Source organism: Mesorhizobium sp. P2_A12 (assembly GCF_056405075.1).
In genome coordinates, this window is record NZ_JBFUCU010000002.1 from 224,023 (window position 1) to 245,208 (window position 21,186).

Below are 21,186 nucleotides of genomic sequence, written 5' to 3' on the forward strand. Positions count from 1 at the left end.
CTGAGGACTTCCATGGACGCGCTTTCCAATTCTCTCGCCGCCGCCGACATCGCCACCACCATGCATCCCTACACCAACCTGCGTCAGCACGAAAAAACCGGGCCGCTGATCATCAGCCGCGGCGACGGCATCCGTGTGTATGATGAGCGCGGCAAGGAATATATCGAAGGGCTCGCCGGGCTCTGGTCGGTGGCCGTCGGCTTTTCGGAAAAGCGCTTGGCCGACGCTGCCTATCAGCAGATGCTGAAACTGCCCTACTATCACACCTTCTCCTCCAAGGCGCATGAGCCGTCCATCCGGCTCGCGGAGAAACTCGTGGAGATGACGCCACAAAACCTGACGCGTGTCTTCTTCACGTCGTCGGGCTCGGAAGCCAATGACACCATCGTCAAGATGGTGTGGTTCATGAACAACGCGCTGGGCCGACCCAAGAAGAAGAAATTCCTGGCGCGGACCAAGGGCTATCACGGCATCACAGTCGCCTCCGGCAGCCTGACGGGCTTGCCGATCAACCATCGCGACTTCGACCTGCCGGCGATTCCCGTTCGTCACCTGACCTGCCCGCACTTCTATCGTTTCGGCATGGAGGGCGAAGACGAAGCCGCCTTCACGGCGCGCCTGCTTGCCGAACTGGAGGCGGTGATCGCGGAAGAAGGGGCCGATACGATCGCGGCCTTCATAGGAGAGCCGGTTATGGCAGCTGGCGGCGTTCTGCCACCGCCGGTCGGGTATTGGGAAGGCGTGGAGAAAATCTGCCGGGCAAATGATATCATTCTGATAGCAGATGAAGTGATCTGTGGTTTCGGGCGGCTCGGCACGCCCTTTGGCTGCCAGAAGTTCAGCTTCACGCCTGATATGATGACGGTTTCCAAACAGATCACCTCCTCCTATATGCCGCTGGCCGCGGTGGTGTTCTCGGAGGCGATCTATCAGGCGATCGCCGACAACACCGCGACGATCGGCAATTTCGGCCACGGCTTCACCGCGTCGGGTCATCCGGTCGCGACAGCCGTTGCGCTGGAAAATCTCGCCATCATCGAGGAGCGCGATTTGATGGGCAATGCGGCCCGGATGGAAGCAGTCTTCCAGGCGGGCATTCGCTCGTTTGCCGATCATCCCCTTGTCGGGGAGGCCCGCGGCACCGGCCTGATTGGGGCGGTCGAGCTGGTTGCTGACAAGGCGACCAAGCGGCTTTTTGCAAAGGTAGGACGCGCGGGCGCGATAGCGTCGGTCATCGGTCACGAAGAAGGTCTCATCTTCCGCAACATCGGCGACCAGCTTGCGCTTTGCCCGCCGATGATCGTGACGGGAGAGGACATCGCGGAAATCATGACCCGCATGTCGAGATCGCTCGACCGGCTAACCGGCGCCGTTGCGAAGGAGGGGCTGGAATGATCGGCGAGCATGCGGAGCGGACCGGCATGACCGGAGGCGATCTCGGGTTACAGCGGTCTGCACTTCTTGGCCGGTTCATGGCGGCGTGGAACGCCCATGACCTCGACGGCTTGATGGCCTGCATGGCGGAGGATTGCGCCTTCCATGCCTCGGCTGGGCCCGAACCCTACGGTCGCCGTCACACTGGGCGGGAAGCCGTGCGGGCTGCCTATGCGGCCATCTTCTCAACCTTTTCGGATGCTGCCTGGTCAAATGACAACCATGTGGTCAGCGGAGATACCGGACTGTCTTCCTGGCGTTTCACGGGAACAACGGCAGCGGGAGACAAGATAGAGGTCGATGGCTGCGACATCTTCGTTTTTTCAGGCGCGCGGATTGCGCTCAAGGATTCCTATCGCAAGGCCCGGGCGTAAGAGTTCTTATGTCATAGACTGATAAATCGAACCCGGCCCGCATCATGCGGGCCGGTTTTTTTGCGTTGCCGGATGGGAAGAGCGGCCAGACCGAGCCGGCCGCCCCGACTACTTCAAGAGCGCGTCAAGCGGGACCGGTTCGGAGATCGTCCAGCTGTCTATGATCGATGGTTTGCCTTTCTCGGTGTCGGCGATCAGGTATTTGGTCTGGTTCTGGTGGTGCAGTTCGGAGGTGAAAGTGCGCAGACCGAAGAGGGTCGGTTCGTTCTTCATCTTTTCGAGTTCCGCGACAACGGCATCGGCATCGATGCTCTTGGCGCGTTCAACAGCCTTTGCCCAGACGTCGATCATGACATAGCCTGGATAGACATACATGGAAGACGGGTCGGCGCCGGTCTTGGCCTTATAGGCTGCGTTGAACTTGTTGACTTCCGGGTTCGGGTCGTCGCCATAAATGGAACCCTGAACCGGAACGTAGAAATTGGAAAGGTCAGGTACAGCCGAAAGCCAGTAGCTGCCGTCCATGCCAGAGCCGTTGAGAATCATCGAATTGATGCCTGCGGCGCGGATCTGTTTTACCGCCGAAACAGCGCCCGGCATCATGGTGCAAAGCATGATCGCATCGGGTTCCTTTGGGAGGGCCTTGATGCGGCTGATCTGGGCAGCGATTGAGGGGTCGTCGTTCTTGAAGGTATCTTGACCCACAAGTTTGGCGCCCTTGGTCTCCAGCGTCGGCATCATCCAGTCGAAGCCATCGCAGATGCCCTTGTTGTATTCGGTCCAGGTGTCGAGCAGGCGGTAGAAGGTTTTGGCCTCTTTCTTGTTGTATGCCCACTCGGCCATGGTCGCTCCCTGCACGGCTGCTAGCACCGACGCGGAGAAGCTGTGCGGGCCTACGCCCTGGATGCCCGCCTTTACCGATTCAGCGCAGAGGAAGAAGGAAACCTTGCCAGCCGCCTCGGCGGCGAGTGCCGCCGGCGAGCCGAAGTCGTAGTCGCAGGAGACGACGACGAGGTCAGCGCCCTGGTCGAGAACGGAAAGACCGGCCTTTGCGCCTTCGGCACGATCGGACTTGGTGTCGGCTTTCACGACTTCGATCTTCTTCCCAAGAAGACCGCCAGCGGCGTTGATTTCGTCGATGCGGATCAACGCGGCATCGGTGGCGGGCTTGTCGTAAGCCTCCATGAAACCCGATTCCGCCGTGGCGAAACCGACCACGATCTTGCTGTCGTCAGCCAAGGCTGGAAACGTAGCCGTTGCGGCGAAGAGCATCGTCATTGTCGCTATTTTCATTTTGTTTATCATAGACTTCTCCTTTCAAGGTTACGGCGGTTTACAATCCGCCGGTCAATCTTTGCGGTTGCGGGTAAAAGAGATCTCGCGATTGCCGAAAACGCCTGCCGGACGAAGCGCCAGAATGATGATCATGATGATACCCAGGGCGATCTCCTGAAGGCCTTTCGGTATGGCGAAGGCGACGTCGCCAATGGAAACGCCGGCTTCCAGCCAGCGCAGGGTCTGAATGAGGGCGGAGAGGAACACGACACCGATCACGCCGCCCGAAAGGCTGCCCATGCCGCCAACGACAAGCATGGCGATGGTGATGAAGGTGAGACCGAGATAGAAGGTGTCCGGCGTTACAACCCCGATGGAGTGAGCCATCAAGGCGCCGCCGAGACCCATTATGGCACCGGAGATCACGAAGGCGACAAGCCGCTCCCTGGGAATATCGACGCCGGAGGCTGCTGCTGCCGTCGGTTCGTCGCGGGCGGCACGCAGTGCCAGGCCTGAACGCGATATTGCATGTGCCCAGGCAATGAAGATCGAGATGATGGCGGCGATCAGATAGGGCCAGATCGAGCGGATGATCGGGATCCCGACGACCGACGATGTCCCGCCGGTGACGGTTTCCCAGTTGGAATAGATCGTGTTGATCATCGCCAGCATGGCGAAGGTCGCGATCGAGGCGGCGATGCCCGACAGCCGCATCAGGATCCGCCCGAAGATCAGCGCCGCCAACCCTGCAAAGATTGCGGCAATGATGGCCGCTTCCCAATAGGGCATCTGGGCTTTTATCAACCAGCCGGGAAGACCGGAAAAGGCCATCTTCTTCATGATGGGATTGATCGTCAGCCACGCCGCCACATAGGCGCCGAGGCAGGTGAAGCCGATATGGCCGAAGCTCAGCACGCCGGAATTGCCGATAAATACATAGAGGCCGACGACGAGGATGACCCGGAGGAAGACGTCAATGATCACCTGATTGAATGGTCGCGATCCGGTCATCATGGTCAGGAGTGCGATGGCGATCATCAACAGCGACAACAGGATCGGCGTAATGATGGTACGGCGCGCCAGCACGAAGGGCCGGGGGGGGGTGGCGACGATGGTGCCGGTGGTCAGTTGCGGCTCGATGGCCGGGGACGCTGCGGACATGGATCAGACCCTTTCCTTTGTGCCACGGGCCGAAATCAGGCCTTGCGGGCGGAAGAGGAGAACGAGGATGACCGCTCCATAGACAAAGGCATCGCGGAATGGCCGGGCGTCGATGGGCAGCATGACCTGCATAATCACCGACGCGGCGCCGAGCAGGAATCCCGCCAGCACGGCGCCAGCCAGACTGCCAAGGCCGCCGATAACCGTTGCGATGAATGCCATCAGCATGATTGCCGCTCCCATCTGGATATCGGCGGTGCCAGTCTGGGCCACGAAGATCAGGGCAATGGCCCCTGCCAGCGCGCCGGACAGCGCGAAGGCTCCCATGATGACTCGGTTGGCACGGACGCCGAGCATGCGCGCCATGGAGAAATTCTCCGCCGCCGCCCGCATTTCCAGTCCGAACCTTGTCCGGCGCAGGAAGACGGTCAGACCCACCAGGATCAACATCGTGGCGATGATGGTGATGAGCTGGAGAAGCGGCAGCCGGGCGCCGAAAATCTCAACCGGCTGGGAGAGTTCCGGGAGGAGATTGATCGATTTCGGCCGGCTTGAGAAAAGCATCAGCAGAAAATAGCGAATGACGAAACCGAGCGCGAAAGAAGCAATCATCATGGTTGCTGGATTTGCCTTGCGGAACCGCCTGAAGACGACGATTTCGCACAGCACCGACAAGCCGGCCCCGCAGAGGAGCACGAAGGGCACCAGCAGGTACCACGGCAATTGGCCAGCGAAGACGATGGCCATCGCGTCCGTCGACGGCCAAAGCAGCGCGAAGACGCAGAAGGCGATGACGTCGCCATGCGCGAAGTTCACAAGCCGCATGACGCCGAAGATGAGGGCAATGCCAAGCGCCCCGAGCGCGTAGAGCGAACCAAGCGAGAGTGCATCGAACAGGATCTGGAGCATCTCAATGGTCCTCGTAGCCGAAGTAGGCAGCCTGGATCGCCTCGCCGTTGCCGAGCGTCCGGGCGTCGCCATCGAGTACGATCTGCCCGCCACGCATCAGGATCATGCGCCCGCCCACCATCATCGCCCGGGCCGAACTCTGCTCCACGATCAGGAGCGTGAGCTGGCGATGCGCACGCAGCGCGATCAGCCGCTCGTAGACCTGGTCGTTAATGTTGGGGGCGAGGCCCAGCGAAGGCTCGTCGATGGCTATAAGCCGCGGATTGGTCATCAGCGCGCGTCCGATGACCAGCATTTGCTGCTGCCCGCCGGACAGCAATCCCGCCTGCCCGTGCCGCCTCTCTTTCAGTATCGGGAAGGTTGCGTAGACGGCTTCGAGTTCGCCGGCCGTTCGGCTGCGCCAGTCGCGGTCGCGGGCGTGCATGCCAGCGCCGACCAGAAGGTTCTCTTCGGTCGTCAGCGAGCCGAAGACGTCGCGCCCCTCCGGCACCATGGAGAATCCGAGCCGGGCGATGTTCTCCGGTGCCTGGCCGGTGATCTCATGGCCCGCAAGCTCAATCCGCCCACCCGCCACTGGTGTCACGCCGGCGATCGCGCGCAGCAGCGAAGACTTCCCGGCTCCGTTCGGGCCGGTGATGAACAGGATTTCTCCTTCGTCCATGGCGAAGGAGACGTCGCGCACCGCCGTGAGACGGCTATAGCGGATGGTGATATCGGAAAGGGCAAGCAGGCTCATTCCATCACCTCCAGCACAGGCAGGTCGGTGTTCGCTGCCGTGCCCATATAGGCGTGGCGCACCTTCTCGCTGTCGCGGATCGCGGCGGGTAGGCCTTCTTCGATGATCGCTCCGGAATCGAGCACGACGATATGCTCGCAAAGGCCGAGCACCAGCCCGACATTGTGTTCGATGAGCAGGACCCCGCAGCCGAGATCGCTGGCGATATGTCTTATCAGGGCCGAAAGCTCCCGCGCCTCCTGCGTGTTCATGCCGGCCGCCGGCTCGTCGAGCAGGATGTATGCGGGCCGTCCCATCAGGGCACGACCAATGGCGACACGGCGCTCATCCGTATAAGGCAAGGTTCCGGCGATGCGGGAGCCCAGCGCGCCGATGCCAATCCAGTCGAGCATCGCTTCCGCTTCGGCGACGGCGGCGCGCCGGCTCATTCCCAGACCAACGCCGGTTACCTCCAGATTGTCGAGCACAGGCAGGTCGCGGAAGAGCCGCCCACCCTGGAAGGTGCGGGCGATGCCGCGCCGACGGACCTGATGCGGCTTGAGACCCGAGAGTGCCGCCCCGTCGAGCTTGATGGTGCCTTCCGTCGGAGCCTGGAAACCCGTCAGCACGTTGACCAGCGTGGTCTTGCCGGCACCATTGGGGCCGATGAGGCCAACGATGCGGCCAGGCGTAATTTGGAGGTCTACCGATGACAGGGCCTTTAGCCCCGCAAACGACACCGAGACGTTCTCCGCGCTCAGATGACTCATGTCCCTTTCCTTCTTTTTACCGACGGAAAGGCGCGAAGCATCCGGCCTTGCAGCCAGTCACGTTGCTAATGTCTTCCCCTGTCGGTTCCGGCGGTCTCTAGCGGACTGCTCGGATGGCCAAATTCACGCCGTTGCCCGGCGTCGTCTTGTCGTTTCGCGCACCGGATTTTGTCTTCCGCCACGCGCGGTCGGTTTTGGCCGGCCGATCTCCTCGCCTCCGGCTCCTCCGCCGGCATTTTCCCGGCCGACGTCAGCCGGCCAGGTACCCTTCAGCTCGCACCAGCGCGGCGCGCTGTTCGGCTCGCGCGGCAAGCGCGCCCTCCAGCGTCACCGAAACGAAGCGCGCCGGGGTGTGCGGCTGGAGCTGGGCGATCAGGTCCATGTCGGCCGATATCACCACACCCAGCATCATGTAACCGCCACCCGACACCGCGTCCCGGTGAAGAACGATCGGCTCCGTGCCACTCGGCACCTGGACGGATCCGTAGGGATAGCAGGCGTCGACGATGTTCGAGGGGTCGGAGCCCGCGCCGAACGGCTGCTCACGCTCAACGAACTCCAGCGGCGTCCCGCCGCGGAAGCGATAGCCGATGCGGTCAGCCTCGGGCGCGACCTTCCAGGTTTCCTCAAAGAACCGTTTGCCGGCGGCTTCAGTAATCCGATGCCAGTACAGGCCAGGAAGCATCCTGAGTTCCGCCGGACTGTTCCACGCGCGACGCAAATTGGCTGGCAGCGAAAGACCGGCTTTGCCGGAACCTTCACCGAGGGGAAGCTCATCGCCCGCCTTCAGCGTGCGGCCCTGATGGCCGCCGAGCGCGCCCAGAATATAAGTCGAGCGCGAGCCGAGAACCACGGGGACGTCGATGCCGCCTGAGATGGCCAGATAGGCGCGCGCGCCGCCCTTAAGGAAGCCGAAGGAAAGCCGGTCACCGGCCTTCACCGGAAAGCTTTCCCAGGTCGGCCGTTCCTCGCCATTGAGTTTGGGTGGGAGCTCTCCTCCCGTGACGGCGATGACCGCGGATTGGGTGAATTCGAGTTCGGGGCCCATGAAGGTGGCTTCGAGCACCGCGGCACCCGGATCGTTGCCGACAAGCAGGTTCGCGATGCGTGTGGCAAAACGGTCCATGCCGCCGCCTTCTGGAATGCCGACATGATAGTGGCCCGGCCGGCCAAGATCCTGCACGGAAGTGGAGAGGCCGGGAGAGATTACCTTAACGGCCATTGATAAGCTCCATCAGCTTTGCATTGGTGCCGTAAATATCGCCGTTGAAGTCCTTCAGGCTGAAGATACATTCGCGAACCGTCGGCTGCCACCGATTGGCTTCGATTTCCTCCAGAGTGGCATCGTAGTCATCGCGGCCAATGGCTTTGAACTTGACGATGTCGCCTGGCCTGAACAGGCACATGTCATCGGAGAGGTAGCGCACCTTCCTGGCAGGATCGTAGATCGGGACCGGAGTTATGCCGTACATCTGATAGCCGCCAGCGCCGCGCACCGAATAGATCGCTGCAAAGCAGCCGCCATGGCCAATGGTGAGCTTGGGAGTGTCGGTGCGTGGACGCAAGTATTTCGGCGCCTGAATCTGTTTCTTGCGCTCCACCATCTGGTAGAGAAATGGCAGTCCGGCGACGAAGCCGACCATGGATACGAACCAGGGCTGGCCGGAATAGGCCGCGATAAACTCCTCTACCGTGGCGTAACCGTTGATGCGTGCCGAATATTCAAGATCGGTGGAGGACGGGTCCTGATGGCGCTCGCGGAAGCGCAAGCAGGTTTCACGCGTCCATGGATCCTGGAAGTAGACCGGCAGTTCGATGATCCGGGTCTTCAGTAGCGGGTCTTCCTTTGAGGCCGCCTCTTCCATCGACTTCAGTTCGCGGAGCAGATCCTGCGGCTTGACGATGTCGGGGTTGAAGCGGATCTGGAAGCTGGCGTTGGCTGGGCAGATTTCGGTGACGCCTCGAATGCGTGCCGTACGTACAGCGTTGGTCATCGAAAGGCCGGTAAAGAAGGAGGTGAGCGACATTTCCTCGGACACCTCGCCGAAGATATGTTCGTCACCGCCGAAGTTGAATCGTATCGACATCGGTCCTCCTTTTAGTCCGCCAATGCTGCGGCGTTTTCGATGAGCCAGCCTTCCAGCCAGCGTGTATGCACGTCTCCTGTCCGCACCGTAGGATCGGCGGCCAGCACAAGAAACAGCGGCTTGGTGGTCTTGAGCCCACCGATCTTCAACTCGTTGAGCGCACGGATCAGACGCACTATCGCCGCCTCGCGCGTCTCTCCGTGCACGATCAGCTTGGCAAGCAGCGAGTCATAAAAGGGCGGCACCTGATAGCCTTGGTAGAGCATGGAATCGAAGCGAACGCCGGGACCCCCTGGAATGCGAAGCTCGGCCACCTGCCCGGGGAATGGAGCGAACTCCTTCGCCGGGTCCTCGGCATTGAGCCGTACTTCGATCGCATGCCCCTTGACGCGGACATCGCCCTGCTGAATCCGCAGCTTCTCGCCGCCGGCGATGCGAAGCATCTCCGCGACGAGGTCGATGCCGGTGATCGCCTCGGTGACCGGGTGCTCAACCTGAATGCGGGTATTCATTTCGATGAAGTAAAAGCGGTCGGCTTCATGGTCATAGAGATACTCTACCGTGCCGGCACCAGAGTATTTGACCGCCTTGGCCAAAGCGACCGCGGAAGCGCAGAGCTCCTCGCGCAGCCCGTCGGAAAGTGCGCGCGACGGCGCCTCCTCCCAAACCTTCTGGCGTCGCCGCTGCAGCGAGCACTCCCGCTCGTAGCAGTGGATGGCATCGCTTCCGTCTGCCAGGACCTGCACCTCGATATGGCGGGCCTTGCCGATCACCTTTTCCATATAGAGACCACCGTCGCCAAAGGCGGCGAGGGCTTCTGCTTCGGCCTGAGGAAAGGCTTGTTCGAATTCGGCGAGCGAATTCGCAATGCGGATGCCCCGCCCGCCGCCTCCTGCCGCAGCCTTGATCATCACCGGAAAGCCGGTTTCGGTCAGCACTTGGCGGCCAGCCTCGAGGCCCTCGACCCGGCCAGCCGAGCCTGGCACTACAGGGACACCTGCGGCGGCAGCGGCCGAACGCGCCGAGACCTTGTCTCCCATCATCCGGATCGCAGCTCCCGACGGTCCGACGAAGACCAATCCAGCGCCTGTGACCGCTTCGGAAAACGCGGCATTCTCGGCAAGGAAACCATAGCCAGGATGAACGCTGTCGCAGCCGGTGTCGCGGGCAGCCTTCAAAATTGCGTCGACGTTGAGATAGGACTTCTTTGCTGCCGGTGGGCCGATATTGACTGCTTCGTCCGCAAGCTGGACGTGGAGCGACCCGGCGTCTGCGGCCGAGTACACCGCCACGGCGGCGATGCCCAGATCTTGTGCGGCCCGGATGATCCTGACCGCTATCTCGCCCCGGTTGGCAACCAGAAGCTTTTTCAGCATCAGTCGAGATCCGCGATGGGTGCACCGGCCATGATGGGGTCCTCATTGTCTGCAAGGAAGCGGATGTTCGTACCGGCCGTCTCGGCCCTCACTTCGTGGAACGACTTCATCACTTCGATGAGACCGATTACGTCTCCGGCGGAGACCGCATCGCCATCCGCCTTGTAAGGCGGCTGGTCTGGCGAAGCGCTCCGATAGAAAGTGCCGGGCAGAGGCGAAAGAATCTGGGCCATGAAAAGCTCCGGAAAACTGCAGACAGACCAATTCGGAACCGCCTGTGTGGGCGGTTCCGGTCGACTCAGTGCCAAGGGGCGATTGCGCTGCGCACGGCCCTGGCTATTTCGATGGCGTTCGGCGTATCGGAATGCACGCAGATGGTTTCGCAGCGGACGGGGAAGGAACTGCCATCCTCGGCCGTGCCCTCGCCCTCGCTGATGGCGCGTACGCAACGCTCGGCCATCTTCGCGGGGTCCTTGGCGTCATGAACGCGTGTCAGGATCAGCTTGCCGGAGGCATCGTAGTCGAGATCGGCATAGAACTCGGCGACGAATGGGATACCGCGCTCTTGATAGATCTTCTCGTGCAGGGTGCCCGTCATGCCGAAGAGGGGTACGCCAAAAACCTCTGCCGCATCGCACACGCCGTGGGCGATCGCCTCCTGCTGCATGGCCATGAAGTAAAGGCTGCCATGCGGCTTGATATGGTGGAGTTCTACACCCTCTGCCTTGAGGAAGCCGGCAAGCGCGCCCACCTGGTAAATGATGGTGTTCCTGACTTCGTCGCGGGTCATCCGCATCTCGCGCCGGCCGAAACCCTGAATATCCGGCAAGCCTGGATGGGCGCCGATCTTTACGCCACTCGCCTTGGCGCCGCAGACGGCGGCGTGCATGTGATCGGGATCGGAAGCGTGAAAACCACAGGCGACATTGGCAACGTCGATGATCGGCATCATGCCCACATCATCGCCAACCTTGTAGAGGCCAAAGCTTTCGCCCATGTCGCAGTTTAGCGTCACCGCCATCGCATTGTTACCCCTCGAAGCTGCCGTCTTTGCGGCGTTGCAGCATTTTTGCGCATGCGGGGGCATTTGTGAAATAGTAGTTTATTGATTGTGATATCAAAAAAACAGATAATGGTCTGGGCCGGAGTGCACCATGACCATCACCTTGAAACAGCTTGATTATTTCATCGCGACCGCCGAGAGCGGACAGGTCAGTCATGCCGCGGTGGAACTCAACATCTCACAGTCGGCGGTCACCGCGGCGATAAAGACGCTGGAGGCTGATCTGGGCGTACGGCTTCTAGAGCGTAACCACGCTGGCGTAAGGTTGACGATGGAGGGCGCGCGGTTTCTTGAACATGCGCGTGTTATCACCGGGGCCGTCGCGGCCGCTGTCCGAAGCCCGTTGCGCGACAGGAAGGGCCTGGCGGGCAAGCTGCGGCTGGGCATGACCTACACGGTCGTCGGCTACTACATGTCGCGCCACTACACGCGGTTTCGAAAGACCTACCCCCAGATCGAGGTCGAGGTGCTGGAACTTCCTCGGGACGCTCTCGAAAGCGGCTTGATGTGCGGGGAGATCGACATGGCTGTGATGCTGGTGTCCAACCTGGCGCACACCGAGGAACTGGCGCAGGAGGTCTTGATGCGGTCGAACCGCCGGCTCTGGCTTTCGGCGGATCATCATCTGCTCGCGCGGCAGGAAATCAGCCTCGCCGATGTGGCAGCGGAAGATTATGTCATGCTGACGGTGGACGAGGCACGCACGACGGCCGCCCGTTACTGGGATGCCGCGGGGCTTACGCTCCGCCCGGTCCTTACCACCAGTTCGGTCGAGGCCGTGCGCTCGCTCGTGGCTGCCGGCATGGGAGTCACCGTTCTGTCCGACATGGTCTACCGACCATGGTCGTTGGAGGGGCAGCGCATCGAAGTGCGCCGGCTTGTCGAGCCGATCCCCAGTATGGATGTCGGCCTGGCCTGGTCGCGTGACAGACCAATCGGCCCGGCGGCGGCCGCCTTCCGGGCCTTTATGTCCGTGACCATGGGCGGCGGCGGCTAACCGCCTGCCCGTCGGACAGACGCTTCACCTCAGGCTCGCTGGTTGAGCAGCGGGTAGCCTAAAAGCACGCAGCGTACCGCTCGGCGAGTGATGTGCCGGATTGTAGACGTACCTCGCGAGGCGCGCCCAGCTGCCGTCTTTCAGTTCGCTGGCATGCGTCGACGTTCATCTGCCATGCCCCCCACGATCATCTCCGCAATCGGGATCGCCGACGTGGCGGCGGGTGAGGGGGCGTTGCAGACGTGCAGCATGCGGTCCGTTTGTGCGAACAGGAAATCGTGGATGAGGGCGCCGTCCTTGCGCACTGCCTGCGCGCGGATGCCTGCTTCGTGCGGGGGCAGGTCGGCGAGGTCGAGGCTCGGGCAGTATTTCCGGCACTCCTCCAGATAGCCGGGTTTCCAGAACGAGTTGCGGAGTTCCGTAACCGCAGATCCGCGGTTGGCGAACACGGTCTTCCAGAAGCCGGGAAACAGCATGTAGTCGGCCATGTCCGAAACATTGAACGAAAGCCGTGGATAGCCCTCGCGAGCAAAACCGATCACGGCATTCGGCCCGACCGTGACGCTGCCGTCGATCATCCGCGTCAGGTGCACGCCGAGGAAGGGCAGGGCGGGATCCGGCACGGGATAGATCAGATGGCGGACGATGGTGTTCTTCGATGCGGGAAGGCGATAGTATTCGCCGCGAAACGGAACGATGCGATGCTCGATCGAAAGCCCGGCGAGCACGGCCAGCCGGTCCGATTGGAGACCGCCGCAGACCACCAGTTTTTTCGCCTGCCGGCGCCCGTCATACGTAGCTCAACAACTCCGGCTTCGAAAGACCTTCCAGCGATGCATGCGGTGATCGGCGGCTAGGGCGTGCAATTAGGCGGGTTCTGAACTCGGCCATGCACGTCCTCCGCCAGTGCTGGCCGTCGGTGGCCAAAATCATCGGGGAAATCTTTGTGCCTAGCGCGCAACGACCTCTTGAGATCCTCATACTCGAAGGCGCCGGCGAGACTGGCTATCCCGCATTCGCGGCCAAAAAGGGCCATCGTTGCGCGGATGTCACCAGTTGCTTCGTCAGGCTGCGCGGGCGAAGCGATCGACCCGGAAATCGTCGAGCGGCGTTTCGCAGCGGTCGGTCATGATGAGCTCGGCCATGGCATCGCCCACGCCCGGACCGAGCTGGAAGCCGTGTCCGCTGAAGCCGAAAGCGTGGAACAGGCCTGGCGTCGTCGCCGAGCGTCCCATGACCGGCAGCATGTCCCGCACATAGCCCTCGCAGCCGGACCAAGTGCGGATGACTGTAGCCTGCGCGATCGCCGGCAGCAGTCGCGCGACGGCGCGCAGCTGCGTGGGCAGGCGCATGGGGTCGGCGGCCGCGTGGCCTGGATCGAGGTTCACCGCTACTCTTTCGGCCGCTCCGCCGAAGACGATGTTGCCTCGCTCGACCTGACGCAGATAGGCGCCATGGTCCTTGTTGCGCGTCCAGATGCCGACCACCGGCAAGATCCGATGCGGCAGCGGCTCGGTCACGCCCATTTGCGGGCCGCGGGCGTCGAGCGGAACCGCTTCGCCGAACTGCGCGGCGATGCGCGCGCCCCAGGCGCCGGCGGTGTTGTGCAGACACTCGGCGGCGAATGCACCTTTTGAACTGGCTACAAGGAAGCTGGAGCCCGTGTGCCGGATCGTCTCGACCTCAGTCGCCTCGACGATTTCGGCGCCCAGCCTGCGGGCAGCCTCGGCAAAGGCCGGTGCGATCAGCCGCGGATTGCCGCTGCCATCGTGCGGCGAGAATGACGCGGCAATAGCATCAGGACCGAGACCGGGAAAACGGGCGCGAATCTCGCGCGGGCTGAGCTCCTCCAGTTGAAGTCCCCAGGGCAGCGCCGCCTCGGCATAGGCCCGCATGTCGGCGAGGCTATCTTCATCGAAGACCAGCCGGATATGGCCGGTAGCGCGGAATTCCACGTCGCGGCCAAGCATTTTTTCGGCCTCGCCCCACAGCCTGAGCGAGCGATGGGCCAGCGGAAGCTGGGACGGATGACGCCCCGTGCGCCGGATGTTGCCGAAGGAGGCAACCGTTGCTCCAGTGCCGATCCGGTTGCGCTCGATCAACGTCACGCGCGCGCCGCGCCGGGCCAGGAAATAGGCCGAAGCCGTTCCCATCAGCCCGCCGCCCAGCACGATCACATCCATGGCGCCCTCTTGCATTGAATCCTTGACCAATCTTGTCCGCACCACGGTATTGCGTCAAAGATGGGTTTGGACAGAAGCCATAAGCTTTACCTATGGAGTGGCAATGCGGGCCCGGCAGCTCGAAGTATTCATCGCCGTCATGCGCGCGGGCACGGTGACCGCCGCGGCGCGGATGCTGAACATCTCCCAGCCCGCTTTGAGCCAGATCCTGCTCCACGCCGAGGACGAACTCGGCTTCACCCTGTTCGAGCGGGTGAAAGGCCGGTTGCGACCGACCCCGGAGGCGCTCGAAATCTTCCCTGATGCCGAGAGGTTGTCGGCGGGGCTTGAAGGCTTGCGCCGCAAGACCACCGATCTACGCCTGGGTCGGGCAGGGCTGGTGCGGGTCGCCGCCTCACCTCCGCCGGCCATGGCTATCTTGCCGCGTGCGTTCACCAAATTCCGGGCCGAGCATCCCAACATGATGTTGCGTGCTCATAGCGCGCCGATCGCCGCCATCGTCGACATGCTGCGCGCCGGTGATGCCAGCCTCGGCGTGGCCATGGACGACCGGCTCCCTCCGGATATTGAGGCCGAGGTGATCGGCAGCGTCGGCTTCTCATGCCTGCTGCCCGCCGGGCATGCTTTGGTCGGGAAAACCGAGCTGACGCTCGCCGATCTCGCCGGCGAGGAGTTGATATCCTATCGTGGCAACACCCGTCCCGCCGACGAACTGGCCCATGCGGCCCGCGCACAGGGCGTGGTGCTTTCGCCGTCGCTCGAGATCGACGTATCCATCTCCGCCGTCGGCTTCGTCCAGGCTGGCTTGGGCATCGCGCTGGTCGATGCGCTGTTGCCGTGGCACCAGTTTGCCGGGCTTGCCGTCAGGCCGCTCGCCGCGGGGCCGGAATTTCCGATCGCGCTGCTGACCTCGCGCACACGGGCTCTTTCGCGGGCCGATGAGATGATGCGGGACGAGATCCGCGCAGCCTGTGCCGCCGTCCTGAATGAGCATCGCGCGAAAGCATAAGCAAGACTTATATCCTTGCTCATCATACGTCTTGGACCCGCACCATCCGGTCATGCCAGTTTTGCGTGTGGCAGACAGGAAGGGACGCATCATGGACAGTGCCATCGTGGCGGATGCAGCGCAAAACGGGGCCGACTGGAAGGTCGGCGTCGATATTGGCGGGACATTCATCGATTTCTGCGCGCTTGAAGCCCGTTCCGGACGGGTCGCCTCGCTGAAAGTGCTGACGACGCCGGAAGATCCGGGTACCGAGCTGATGACCGGCCTCACCCTTCTGGCCGAACGCGAAGGTTTTGATCCTACGCTCATGACGCGCTTCGTGCACGGCACCACCGTCGGCATCAACACGATCATCCAGCGCAAGGGCGCGCCGCTGGCGCTGTTCACCAATGCGGGCTTCGAGGACGTGATCGAACTCGCACGGCTGCGAATGCCGGACATGTATTCGCTGTTCTGCTCGCGCCCGGACCCGCTGATCTCTCGCGACATGGTGTTCGGCATTCCGGTTCGCATGCGTGCCGATGGAAGCGTATCCAAGGCACCGGACATGGCGGCGGTCGCCAGGGCGGTGGCGGCGGCGAAAGCGAATGGGGCGCTAGGGATCATCGTCTCCTTCCTCCATTCATGGCGCAATGCCGCGCAGGAGGCCGCCGTCAAGGCGACGATCGCGCGTCTCGCGCCAGACCTCTTCGTCTTCTCCTCGGCTGAGGTGTGGCCGGTCATCCGCGAATACGAGCGCAGCTCGACCGCCATTCTCAACGGCTATGTCCATCCGCGCGTCTCGGGCTATCTGACGGCGCTGGAAGAGCGGCTGAAGGACCGCGGCGTGCCGGCCCGCCCGATGCTGACGAAGTCGAACGGTGGGCTGATGAACGCTGCTGAAGGCAAGCGTGCCTGCGTGAACATGCTCTTGTCGGGAACGGCCTCTGGCGTCATCGGCGCCTCGTGGCTGGCGCGCCAGGCAGGCGAAGACAAGATTCTTACTCTCGACATTGGCGGGACCTCGGCCGACTTCGCGCTGATCATCGGCGGCGAGGCGCAATTCGGAACCGGCGAACTGATCGGTGAATTTCCACTGCATATCCCTTCCGTGTCGGTGAGCTCGATCGGCGTCGGCGGCGGCTCGATCGCCAGTGTCGACGCGCAAGGGGTGCTGCGCGTCGGGCCGGAGTCGGCAGGTTCGACGCCAGGACCTGCATGCTATGGCCGTGGCGGCGAGCGGGCGACGGTGACGGACGCCATGGTGGTGTGTGGATGGCTTGGTCACAGCGAGATGGCCTACGGCCAGCTCAGGATCGATACCGGGCTGGCGCATCGCGCGGTCGGCGAGCTTGCCGCCCGGCTCGGCCGCCCGGTCGAGCAGACCGCGCAGGCGATCCTCGACATCGCGGTGTCGGAAATGTTCGTCGAGGTCGAGAAACTCGCCTCGCGCGCCGGCGTGGATTTGCGCGATTTCACGCTGATGCCCTTCGGCGGCGGCGGCCCGATGCTCGGCGCCTTTCTTGCCCGCGAACTCGGGATGAAGCGTGTCATGGCGCCCCGCCGTCCCGGCGTGGTGTCGGCGCTGGGTGGGCTCGTGGCGGACCTGCGCGGGGACTTCATCCGCACCATCTTCAGCCCGCTGTCGGGCATGTCGCTTGCGGGAATTCGCGATGCCTTCGAGGCCCTCGCGCAAGAGGGTCGCGACTGGCTCGCGGCGCAGGGGCATGAGGGGCCGGCCGAACTCAGCCTCACCTGCGACATGCGCTATATCGGGCAGAGTTATGAGATCGAGGTCGTCCTTCAGCCGGAATGGCTGACGGACGGCAATGCGGCCGCCATCGCGCGAGCCTTCCACCTCACCCATGAGCAGCTCTACGATTTCCACGACCCGGACGGCGAGATCGAACTTGTGAATGTCCGGCTGTCCGCAGTGGGCGCGGGGCCGAAGCTCCACTTCCCGGCGGTCGACGTGATCGACGCCCCGGCCATTCCGGCGCGCCGGCTCCCAGTCTATACCGGCTTGAGCGTCGAAACCGTCGACCTCCACGACCGGCAGGCCCTCGTGCCGGGCAGCACGTTCCACGGGCCTGCCGTGGTCGTTCAGGAAGACACCACCTTCGCGATTCCCGCTGGAACGCAGGCATGGGTCGACCGCCATCTCAACCTTCTGCTGACCTTCGCGGAGTGACACCATGTTTGACCGGACAAATCTGCAGGTTCTGGCGAACCATGCCCGCGCGGCCGCCGAGAACATGGCCCACACGCTGCACCGCACCGCGCACTCTGCCTTCGTCAAGGAAACGCAGGACTTTACGGTGATGCTGATGGACCGTTCAGGGGCGACCTTCGCCGTGCCGATGGACCTCGGCGCCACCTGGTATCCGGGGCTTTCGTATCACCGCGCTATCGCGATGGTCGACGACTACCGGCCGGGAGACGTTGCGTTCACCAACGATCCCTATTCCGGCCACGTCGCCACGCACGCGCCCGACACGCATCTGTGGAAGCCGGTCTTCGTCGACGGCGAGATCGTCGCCTGGACCGGAGGGCATATCCACAACACCGACATGGGAGGGGCGGTGCCGGCCTCGCTCAGCCGGGCGCTGACCGAAATCCATCAGGAAGGTATCCGCTTTCCCCCGATGAAGCTTGTGAATGAGGGCGTCTTCGACGAGACGATCCTGCGGATCATGAGCACCAATGTGCGCAAGCCCGACCTCAACATCGGCGACATCAAGGCGCTGGTCGGCGCGCTCAACACCGGCGAGCGAAAGATCCAGGCAATGGTGAGGAAGTTCGGCAAGGCCGGCTTCATCGAAGGCGTTTCCGCGCTTCTCGACCATGCCGAGGCGCAGGCGCGCGACGTGCTGCGCTCCATGCCCGACGGGACGTGGGAATTCGCCGACTATGCCGACGAGGATTCGGTCGAGGCCAATCCCTGCCGGCTGAAGCTGACGCTGACGATCAGGGGCGACGAGGCGGTCCTCGACTTCACCGGCTCCGATCCGCAACTCGGCTCCTCGCTCAACGTGCCTTCAGGCGGCGACCCGCGCCACACTATGCTGCTGGTGGGCGTCTACTATGTGCTCTACACGCTCAACCAGAAGATCCTGCTCAATACGGGCCTCACCAGGCCCTTCACCTGCATCACGCCGGAAGGTTCGGTGCTCAACCCGGTATACCCTGCCGCGGTTGGCATGCGCTCGCTCACCTGTGCCCGGCTGCGGTCGGTCATCTTCGGCGCCTTCTCGCAAGCCGTGCCGGAGCGCCTGCCAGCGGCACCCGCCGGCAACAACTGCATCGTCAATGTCATGACCACGGACGAGCGGACCAGCCGGTCCGTCATCGCCGCGGTGAATCCCGTCGTGGGCGGCGGCGGCGCCATGCCGCATCGCGACGGAACCAACGGATCGGGCGCCGATGCGGCCTATCTCAAGAACACGCCGATCGAGATCACCGAGACCGAGACTCCGGTCGAATTCGTGAAATACGGGCTCGCCAGGGACAGCGGCGGTGCGGGCCGTTGGCGCGGCGGCTTGGCGACCGAGGTGGCCTTCCGTGTCTTCGCCCCAGATTCCAGGATCACGGCGCGAAACCGGGACCGCAGCTTCTTTCGTCCCTGGGGTGTGCTGGGCGGCAAGGCGGCCGGCCTGTCGGACATGCTCGTCAATCCGGGGACCGAGCACGAACTGCGGCTGGGCAACATCGACACGGCGGTGCTGCAGCCCGGCGACGTGCTCGATATCCGTTCCGCCGGAGGCGGCGGGCGCGGCGATCCGCATGAGCGCGAGCCCTGGCGCGTCGCGCAGGACGTGCGGCGCGGCTATGTCTCGCCAACGGCTGCCGAGCGCGACTATGGCGTCGTCATCCGTGGCGGCGTGGTCGACGATCAGGCAACGCAAAGGCTGCGCGCGGGGCAGGGGCCGGCCGTCGGCCATTTCCATTTCGGCCCGGAGCGCGAAGGCTACGAAGCGCAGTGGACCCCAGCGGCCTATGACCGGCTCACCGCCATACTGAGGGACTTGCCGATCCATTGGCGGTTCTTCGCCAAGACGGAGATCTTCCGTCGCATGAAGGGGCGGACAGGGCCGGAAGGCGTCCAGGCGGCGTTCGATGCGGTCTGCGAGCGGTTCCCCGAACTGCCGCGTCCTCGTTCCGTGCGAGAGGCAGCGGAATGATCACGGCCGGCCGCATCGTCCGGCTGGCCGAGCGCGACCGGGCGCAGCTGCATTTCTTTCTCGACGGTGAGAGGTCTAGTGCACTGGCGGGCGATACCGTGCTGACCGCCATGCTGGCGTCAGGGCACGCGTTGCGAAAATCCGAGTTCGGACCCGAGCCGCGCGCCGGCTTCTGCCTGATGGGAGCCTGCCAGGATTGCTGGGTATGGCAGGACGAGGGACCGCGCCTGCGGGCGTGCTCGACACTTCTCACCGAAGGTATGCGGTTGCGCACGATGCCACCGGAGAGCTGGCCGTGAGCGAGACCTCATCGCCGCGGATCGTGATCGTGGGCGCCGGTCCGGCTGGCATAAGGGCCGCCGCGACGCTTGTGGAGGCGGGGCTCAACCCGGTGGTGATCGACGAAGGGCAGCGCGCAGGCGGACAGATCTATCGCCGCCCGTCCGCCGGCTTCACCCGCACACCGGAGCAACTCTACGGGTCGGAGGCGGCGAAGGCGCGAGCGCTGCATTCGCTCTTCGACCGGCTGGCCGCCGAGGGGCGGCTCACCCATTGTGCGGCGAGCTCGGTCATCGCAGTGCATGAGGGTCGGCTGCACGTGCTGGGGGAGGGTGGTGTGCAGGTGGTCGTCTATGACCGCCTGATCCTTGCCACCGGCGCATCCGACCGTGTCGCTCCGGTGCCGGGCTGGCAGAGCGCCGGCGTCTACAGCCTCGGCGCGGCGCAGATCGCGCTCAAGGCGCAGGGCGTGTCGCTTGGGCGGCGGATCGTGCTGACGGGATCAGGGCCACTGCTGACGCTGGTCGGCGCCCAGCTTGTCAAGGCCGGAGCGGATGTGGCGGCGGTGTTGGACACCTCGCCCTGGCGCCAGCAGATGCGAGGGGCGGTCTGGGGACTTGCTGCCCGGCCATTGGTTGCGCTGCGCGGCATGGCCCTGCGAGCAAGGCTCGGCGGCCGCTACCATGCGGGTGTGACGCTCGAACGGATCGAGGCCGACGAGCAAGGTGTCGCGGCGATGCGCTGGCGCGACGCCGGCGGCCGGGAGCACCGCACCCCTTGCGACATGATCGGCATGGGCTGGCACTTGCGGGCAGAGACGCATCTGGCCGACCTTGTGGGATGCACCTTCACCTATGACGAGCAATGGCGGCAATGGCTGCCAAGGACCGACCAGATGGGTCGTGCCGGCAACGGAGTTTACCTGGCGGGCGATGGGGTTCGTCTTCTGGGAGCGGACGGCGCGGAGATCGCTGGGCGTCTCGCGGCTGCGGCATGCCTTGCCGATCTCGGAATTCCTGCGTCCGCCACCGGCGTCGATTTGCGCAAGCTGGCACGGCTCGAGCGCTTTGCCCGCGGCCTGGCTTGCGCCTTTCCCTGGCCGGCAGCGATGGCGCGGGCACTTCCCGATGAAGCGGTCGTCTGCCGCTGCGAGAACGTGACAGCCGGAGCCGTACGCCAGAGCGTGGATTTCGGCGGCGGCGAGGCCAACAGGGTGAAATCGCTATCGCGCGTCGGCATGGGGCGCTGTCAGGGGCGCTACTGCCAGTTGGCGGCCGTTGAAGTTGTTGCGGCGCAGGCCGGCTGCACGCCTGACGCTGTGGGCCGATTTCGCGGACAGGCGCCTGTCCGCCCGGCGCCTGTCGGTGCCTTCCTCCGGGACGGCTGATGCAATT

At 63.6% G+C, this 21,186-nt stretch carries 19 protein-coding genes and 1 pseudogene; 8 read left to right on the forward strand and 12 right to left on the reverse strand.

The window, feature by feature from the left end; genetic code table 11:
- The first annotated feature begins 12 nt into the window (after positions 1 to 12).
- Positions 13 to 1,395, forward strand: coding sequence for an aspartate aminotransferase family protein (locus AC1DZU_RS05885; RefSeq protein WP_477282642.1), 1,383 nt, complete (start codon positions 13 to 15; stop codon positions 1,393 to 1,395).
- On the forward strand, positions 1,392 to 1,808 hold the full coding sequence (locus tag AC1DZU_RS05890; RefSeq protein WP_477282644.1) for a nuclear transport factor 2 family protein: 417 nt from the start codon (positions 1,392 to 1,394) through the stop codon (positions 1,806 to 1,808). The genes AC1DZU_RS05885 and AC1DZU_RS05890 overlap by 4 nt, the downstream gene beginning before the upstream one ends.
- A gap of 108 nt (positions 1,809 to 1,916) precedes the next feature.
- Here AC1DZU_RS05890 and AC1DZU_RS05895 read toward each other — a convergent pair whose 3' ends face one another.
- From AC1DZU_RS05895 to pxpA, 10 genes are all read right to left on the reverse strand, one after another.
- The gene (locus tag AC1DZU_RS05895) at positions 1,917 to 3,101 is read right to left on the reverse strand and encodes an ABC transporter substrate-binding protein (protein WP_477282646.1); all 1,185 of its coding nucleotides are present in this window, start codon (positions 3,099 to 3,101) and stop codon (positions 1,917 to 1,919) included.
- 54 nt (positions 3,102 to 3,155) lie between these two features.
- A complete protein-coding gene (locus tag AC1DZU_RS05900; protein ID WP_477282648.1) occupies positions 3,156 to 4,244 on the reverse strand; it encodes a branched-chain amino acid ABC transporter permease in 1,089 nt (362 codons plus the stop codon).
- A gap of 3 nt (positions 4,245 to 4,247) precedes the next feature.
- The gene (locus tag AC1DZU_RS05905) at positions 4,248 to 5,153 is read right to left on the reverse strand and encodes a branched-chain amino acid ABC transporter permease (protein ID WP_477282650.1); all 906 of its coding nucleotides are present in this window, start codon (positions 5,151 to 5,153) and stop codon (positions 4,248 to 4,250) included.
- Between the two features lies 1 nt (position 5,154).
- Positions 5,155 to 5,889 (reverse strand): ABC transporter ATP-binding protein, encoded by a 735-nt coding sequence (locus AC1DZU_RS05910; protein ID WP_477282652.1) that lies wholly within the window; start codon positions 5,887 to 5,889, stop codon positions 5,155 to 5,157.
- A complete protein-coding gene (locus AC1DZU_RS05915; RefSeq protein ID WP_477282654.1) occupies positions 5,886 to 6,638 on the reverse strand; it encodes an ABC transporter ATP-binding protein in 753 nt (250 codons plus the stop codon). Before AC1DZU_RS05915 ends, AC1DZU_RS05910 begins: the two co-directional genes overlap by 4 nt.
- 250 nt (positions 6,639 to 6,888) lie before the next feature.
- Positions 6,889 to 7,860: a 5-oxoprolinase subunit C family protein gene (locus AC1DZU_RS05920; protein WP_477282656.1), complete on the reverse strand. Its 972-nt coding sequence runs from the start codon at positions 7,858 to 7,860 to the stop codon at positions 6,889 to 6,891.
- On the reverse strand, positions 7,850 to 8,725 hold the full coding sequence (locus AC1DZU_RS05925; RefSeq protein ID WP_477282657.1) for a 5-oxoprolinase subunit B family protein: 876 nt from the start codon (positions 8,723 to 8,725) through the stop codon (positions 7,850 to 7,852). Before AC1DZU_RS05925 ends, AC1DZU_RS05920 begins: the two co-directional genes overlap by 11 nt.
- Positions 8,726 to 8,736: 11 nt before the next feature.
- The gene (locus tag AC1DZU_RS05930; protein ID WP_477282659.1) at positions 8,737 to 10,101 is read right to left on the reverse strand and encodes an acetyl-CoA carboxylase biotin carboxylase subunit; all 1,365 of its coding nucleotides are present in this window, start codon (positions 10,099 to 10,101) and stop codon (positions 8,737 to 8,739) included.
- Positions 10,101 to 10,334: an acetyl-CoA carboxylase gene (locus AC1DZU_RS05935; protein WP_027036285.1), complete on the reverse strand. Its 234-nt coding sequence runs from the start codon at positions 10,332 to 10,334 to the stop codon at positions 10,101 to 10,103. Before AC1DZU_RS05935 ends, AC1DZU_RS05930 begins: the two co-directional genes overlap by 1 nt.
- Before the next feature lie 65 nt (positions 10,335 to 10,399).
- Complete coding sequence (pxpA, locus tag AC1DZU_RS05940; RefSeq protein ID WP_477282661.1) at positions 10,400 to 11,122, reverse strand: 5-oxoprolinase subunit PxpA; 723 nt, start codon at positions 11,120 to 11,122, stop codon at positions 10,400 to 10,402.
- A gap of 133 nt (positions 11,123 to 11,255) precedes the next feature.
- Between pxpA and AC1DZU_RS05945 the strand changes: the two genes are divergently transcribed.
- Positions 11,256 to 12,161: a LysR family transcriptional regulator gene (locus AC1DZU_RS05945; RefSeq protein ID WP_477282663.1), complete on the forward strand. Its 906-nt coding sequence runs from the start codon at positions 11,256 to 11,258 to the stop codon at positions 12,159 to 12,161.
- A 140-nt stretch (positions 12,162 to 12,301) separates the two neighbouring features.
- On the opposite strand, the pseudogene lhgO reads toward AC1DZU_RS05945, so the two are convergent.
- A pseudogene (lhgO, locus tag AC1DZU_RS05950) lies at positions 12,302 to 12,961 on the reverse strand (L-2-hydroxyglutarate oxidase); the annotation flags it as partial.
- 264 nt (positions 12,962 to 13,225) lie between these two features.
- On the reverse strand, positions 13,226 to 14,344 hold the full coding sequence (locus tag AC1DZU_RS05955) for an NAD(P)/FAD-dependent oxidoreductase (RefSeq protein ID WP_477282665.1): 1,119 nt from the start codon (positions 14,342 to 14,344) through the stop codon (positions 13,226 to 13,228).
- A 103-nt stretch (positions 14,345 to 14,447) separates the two neighbouring features.
- Here AC1DZU_RS05955 and AC1DZU_RS05960 point away from each other — a divergent pair, with 103 nt between their 5' ends.
- The 5 genes from AC1DZU_RS05960 (at position 14,448) to AC1DZU_RS05980 (ending at position 21,179) form a co-directional block, all read left to right on the forward strand.
- Positions 14,448 to 15,353, forward strand: a complete 906-nt coding sequence (locus AC1DZU_RS05960; protein ID WP_477282667.1) for a LysR family transcriptional regulator — start codon at positions 14,448 to 14,450, stop codon at positions 15,351 to 15,353.
- A 91-nt stretch (positions 15,354 to 15,444) separates the two neighbouring features.
- A complete protein-coding gene (locus AC1DZU_RS05965) occupies positions 15,445 to 17,523 on the forward strand; it encodes a hydantoinase/oxoprolinase family protein (RefSeq protein ID WP_477282669.1) in 2,079 nt (692 codons plus the stop codon).
- A 4-nt stretch (positions 17,524 to 17,527) separates the two neighbouring features.
- Entirely contained in the window at positions 17,528 to 19,513 is a 1,986-nt protein-coding gene (locus AC1DZU_RS05970) for a hydantoinase B/oxoprolinase family protein (RefSeq protein WP_477282671.1), read from the forward strand.
- Positions 19,510 to 19,812 carry a (2Fe-2S)-binding protein gene (locus tag AC1DZU_RS05975; protein ID WP_477282673.1) on the forward strand — a complete coding sequence of 101 codons (303 nt, stop codon included), beginning with the start codon at positions 19,510 to 19,512 and terminating at the stop codon, positions 19,810 to 19,812. Before AC1DZU_RS05970 ends, AC1DZU_RS05975 begins: the two co-directional genes overlap by 4 nt.
- Positions 19,809 to 21,179, forward strand: coding sequence for an FAD-dependent oxidoreductase (locus AC1DZU_RS05980; RefSeq protein WP_477282675.1), 1,371 nt, complete (start codon positions 19,809 to 19,811; stop codon positions 21,177 to 21,179). Before AC1DZU_RS05975 ends, AC1DZU_RS05980 begins: the two co-directional genes overlap by 4 nt.
- Positions 21,180 to 21,186 lie beyond the last annotated feature (7 nt).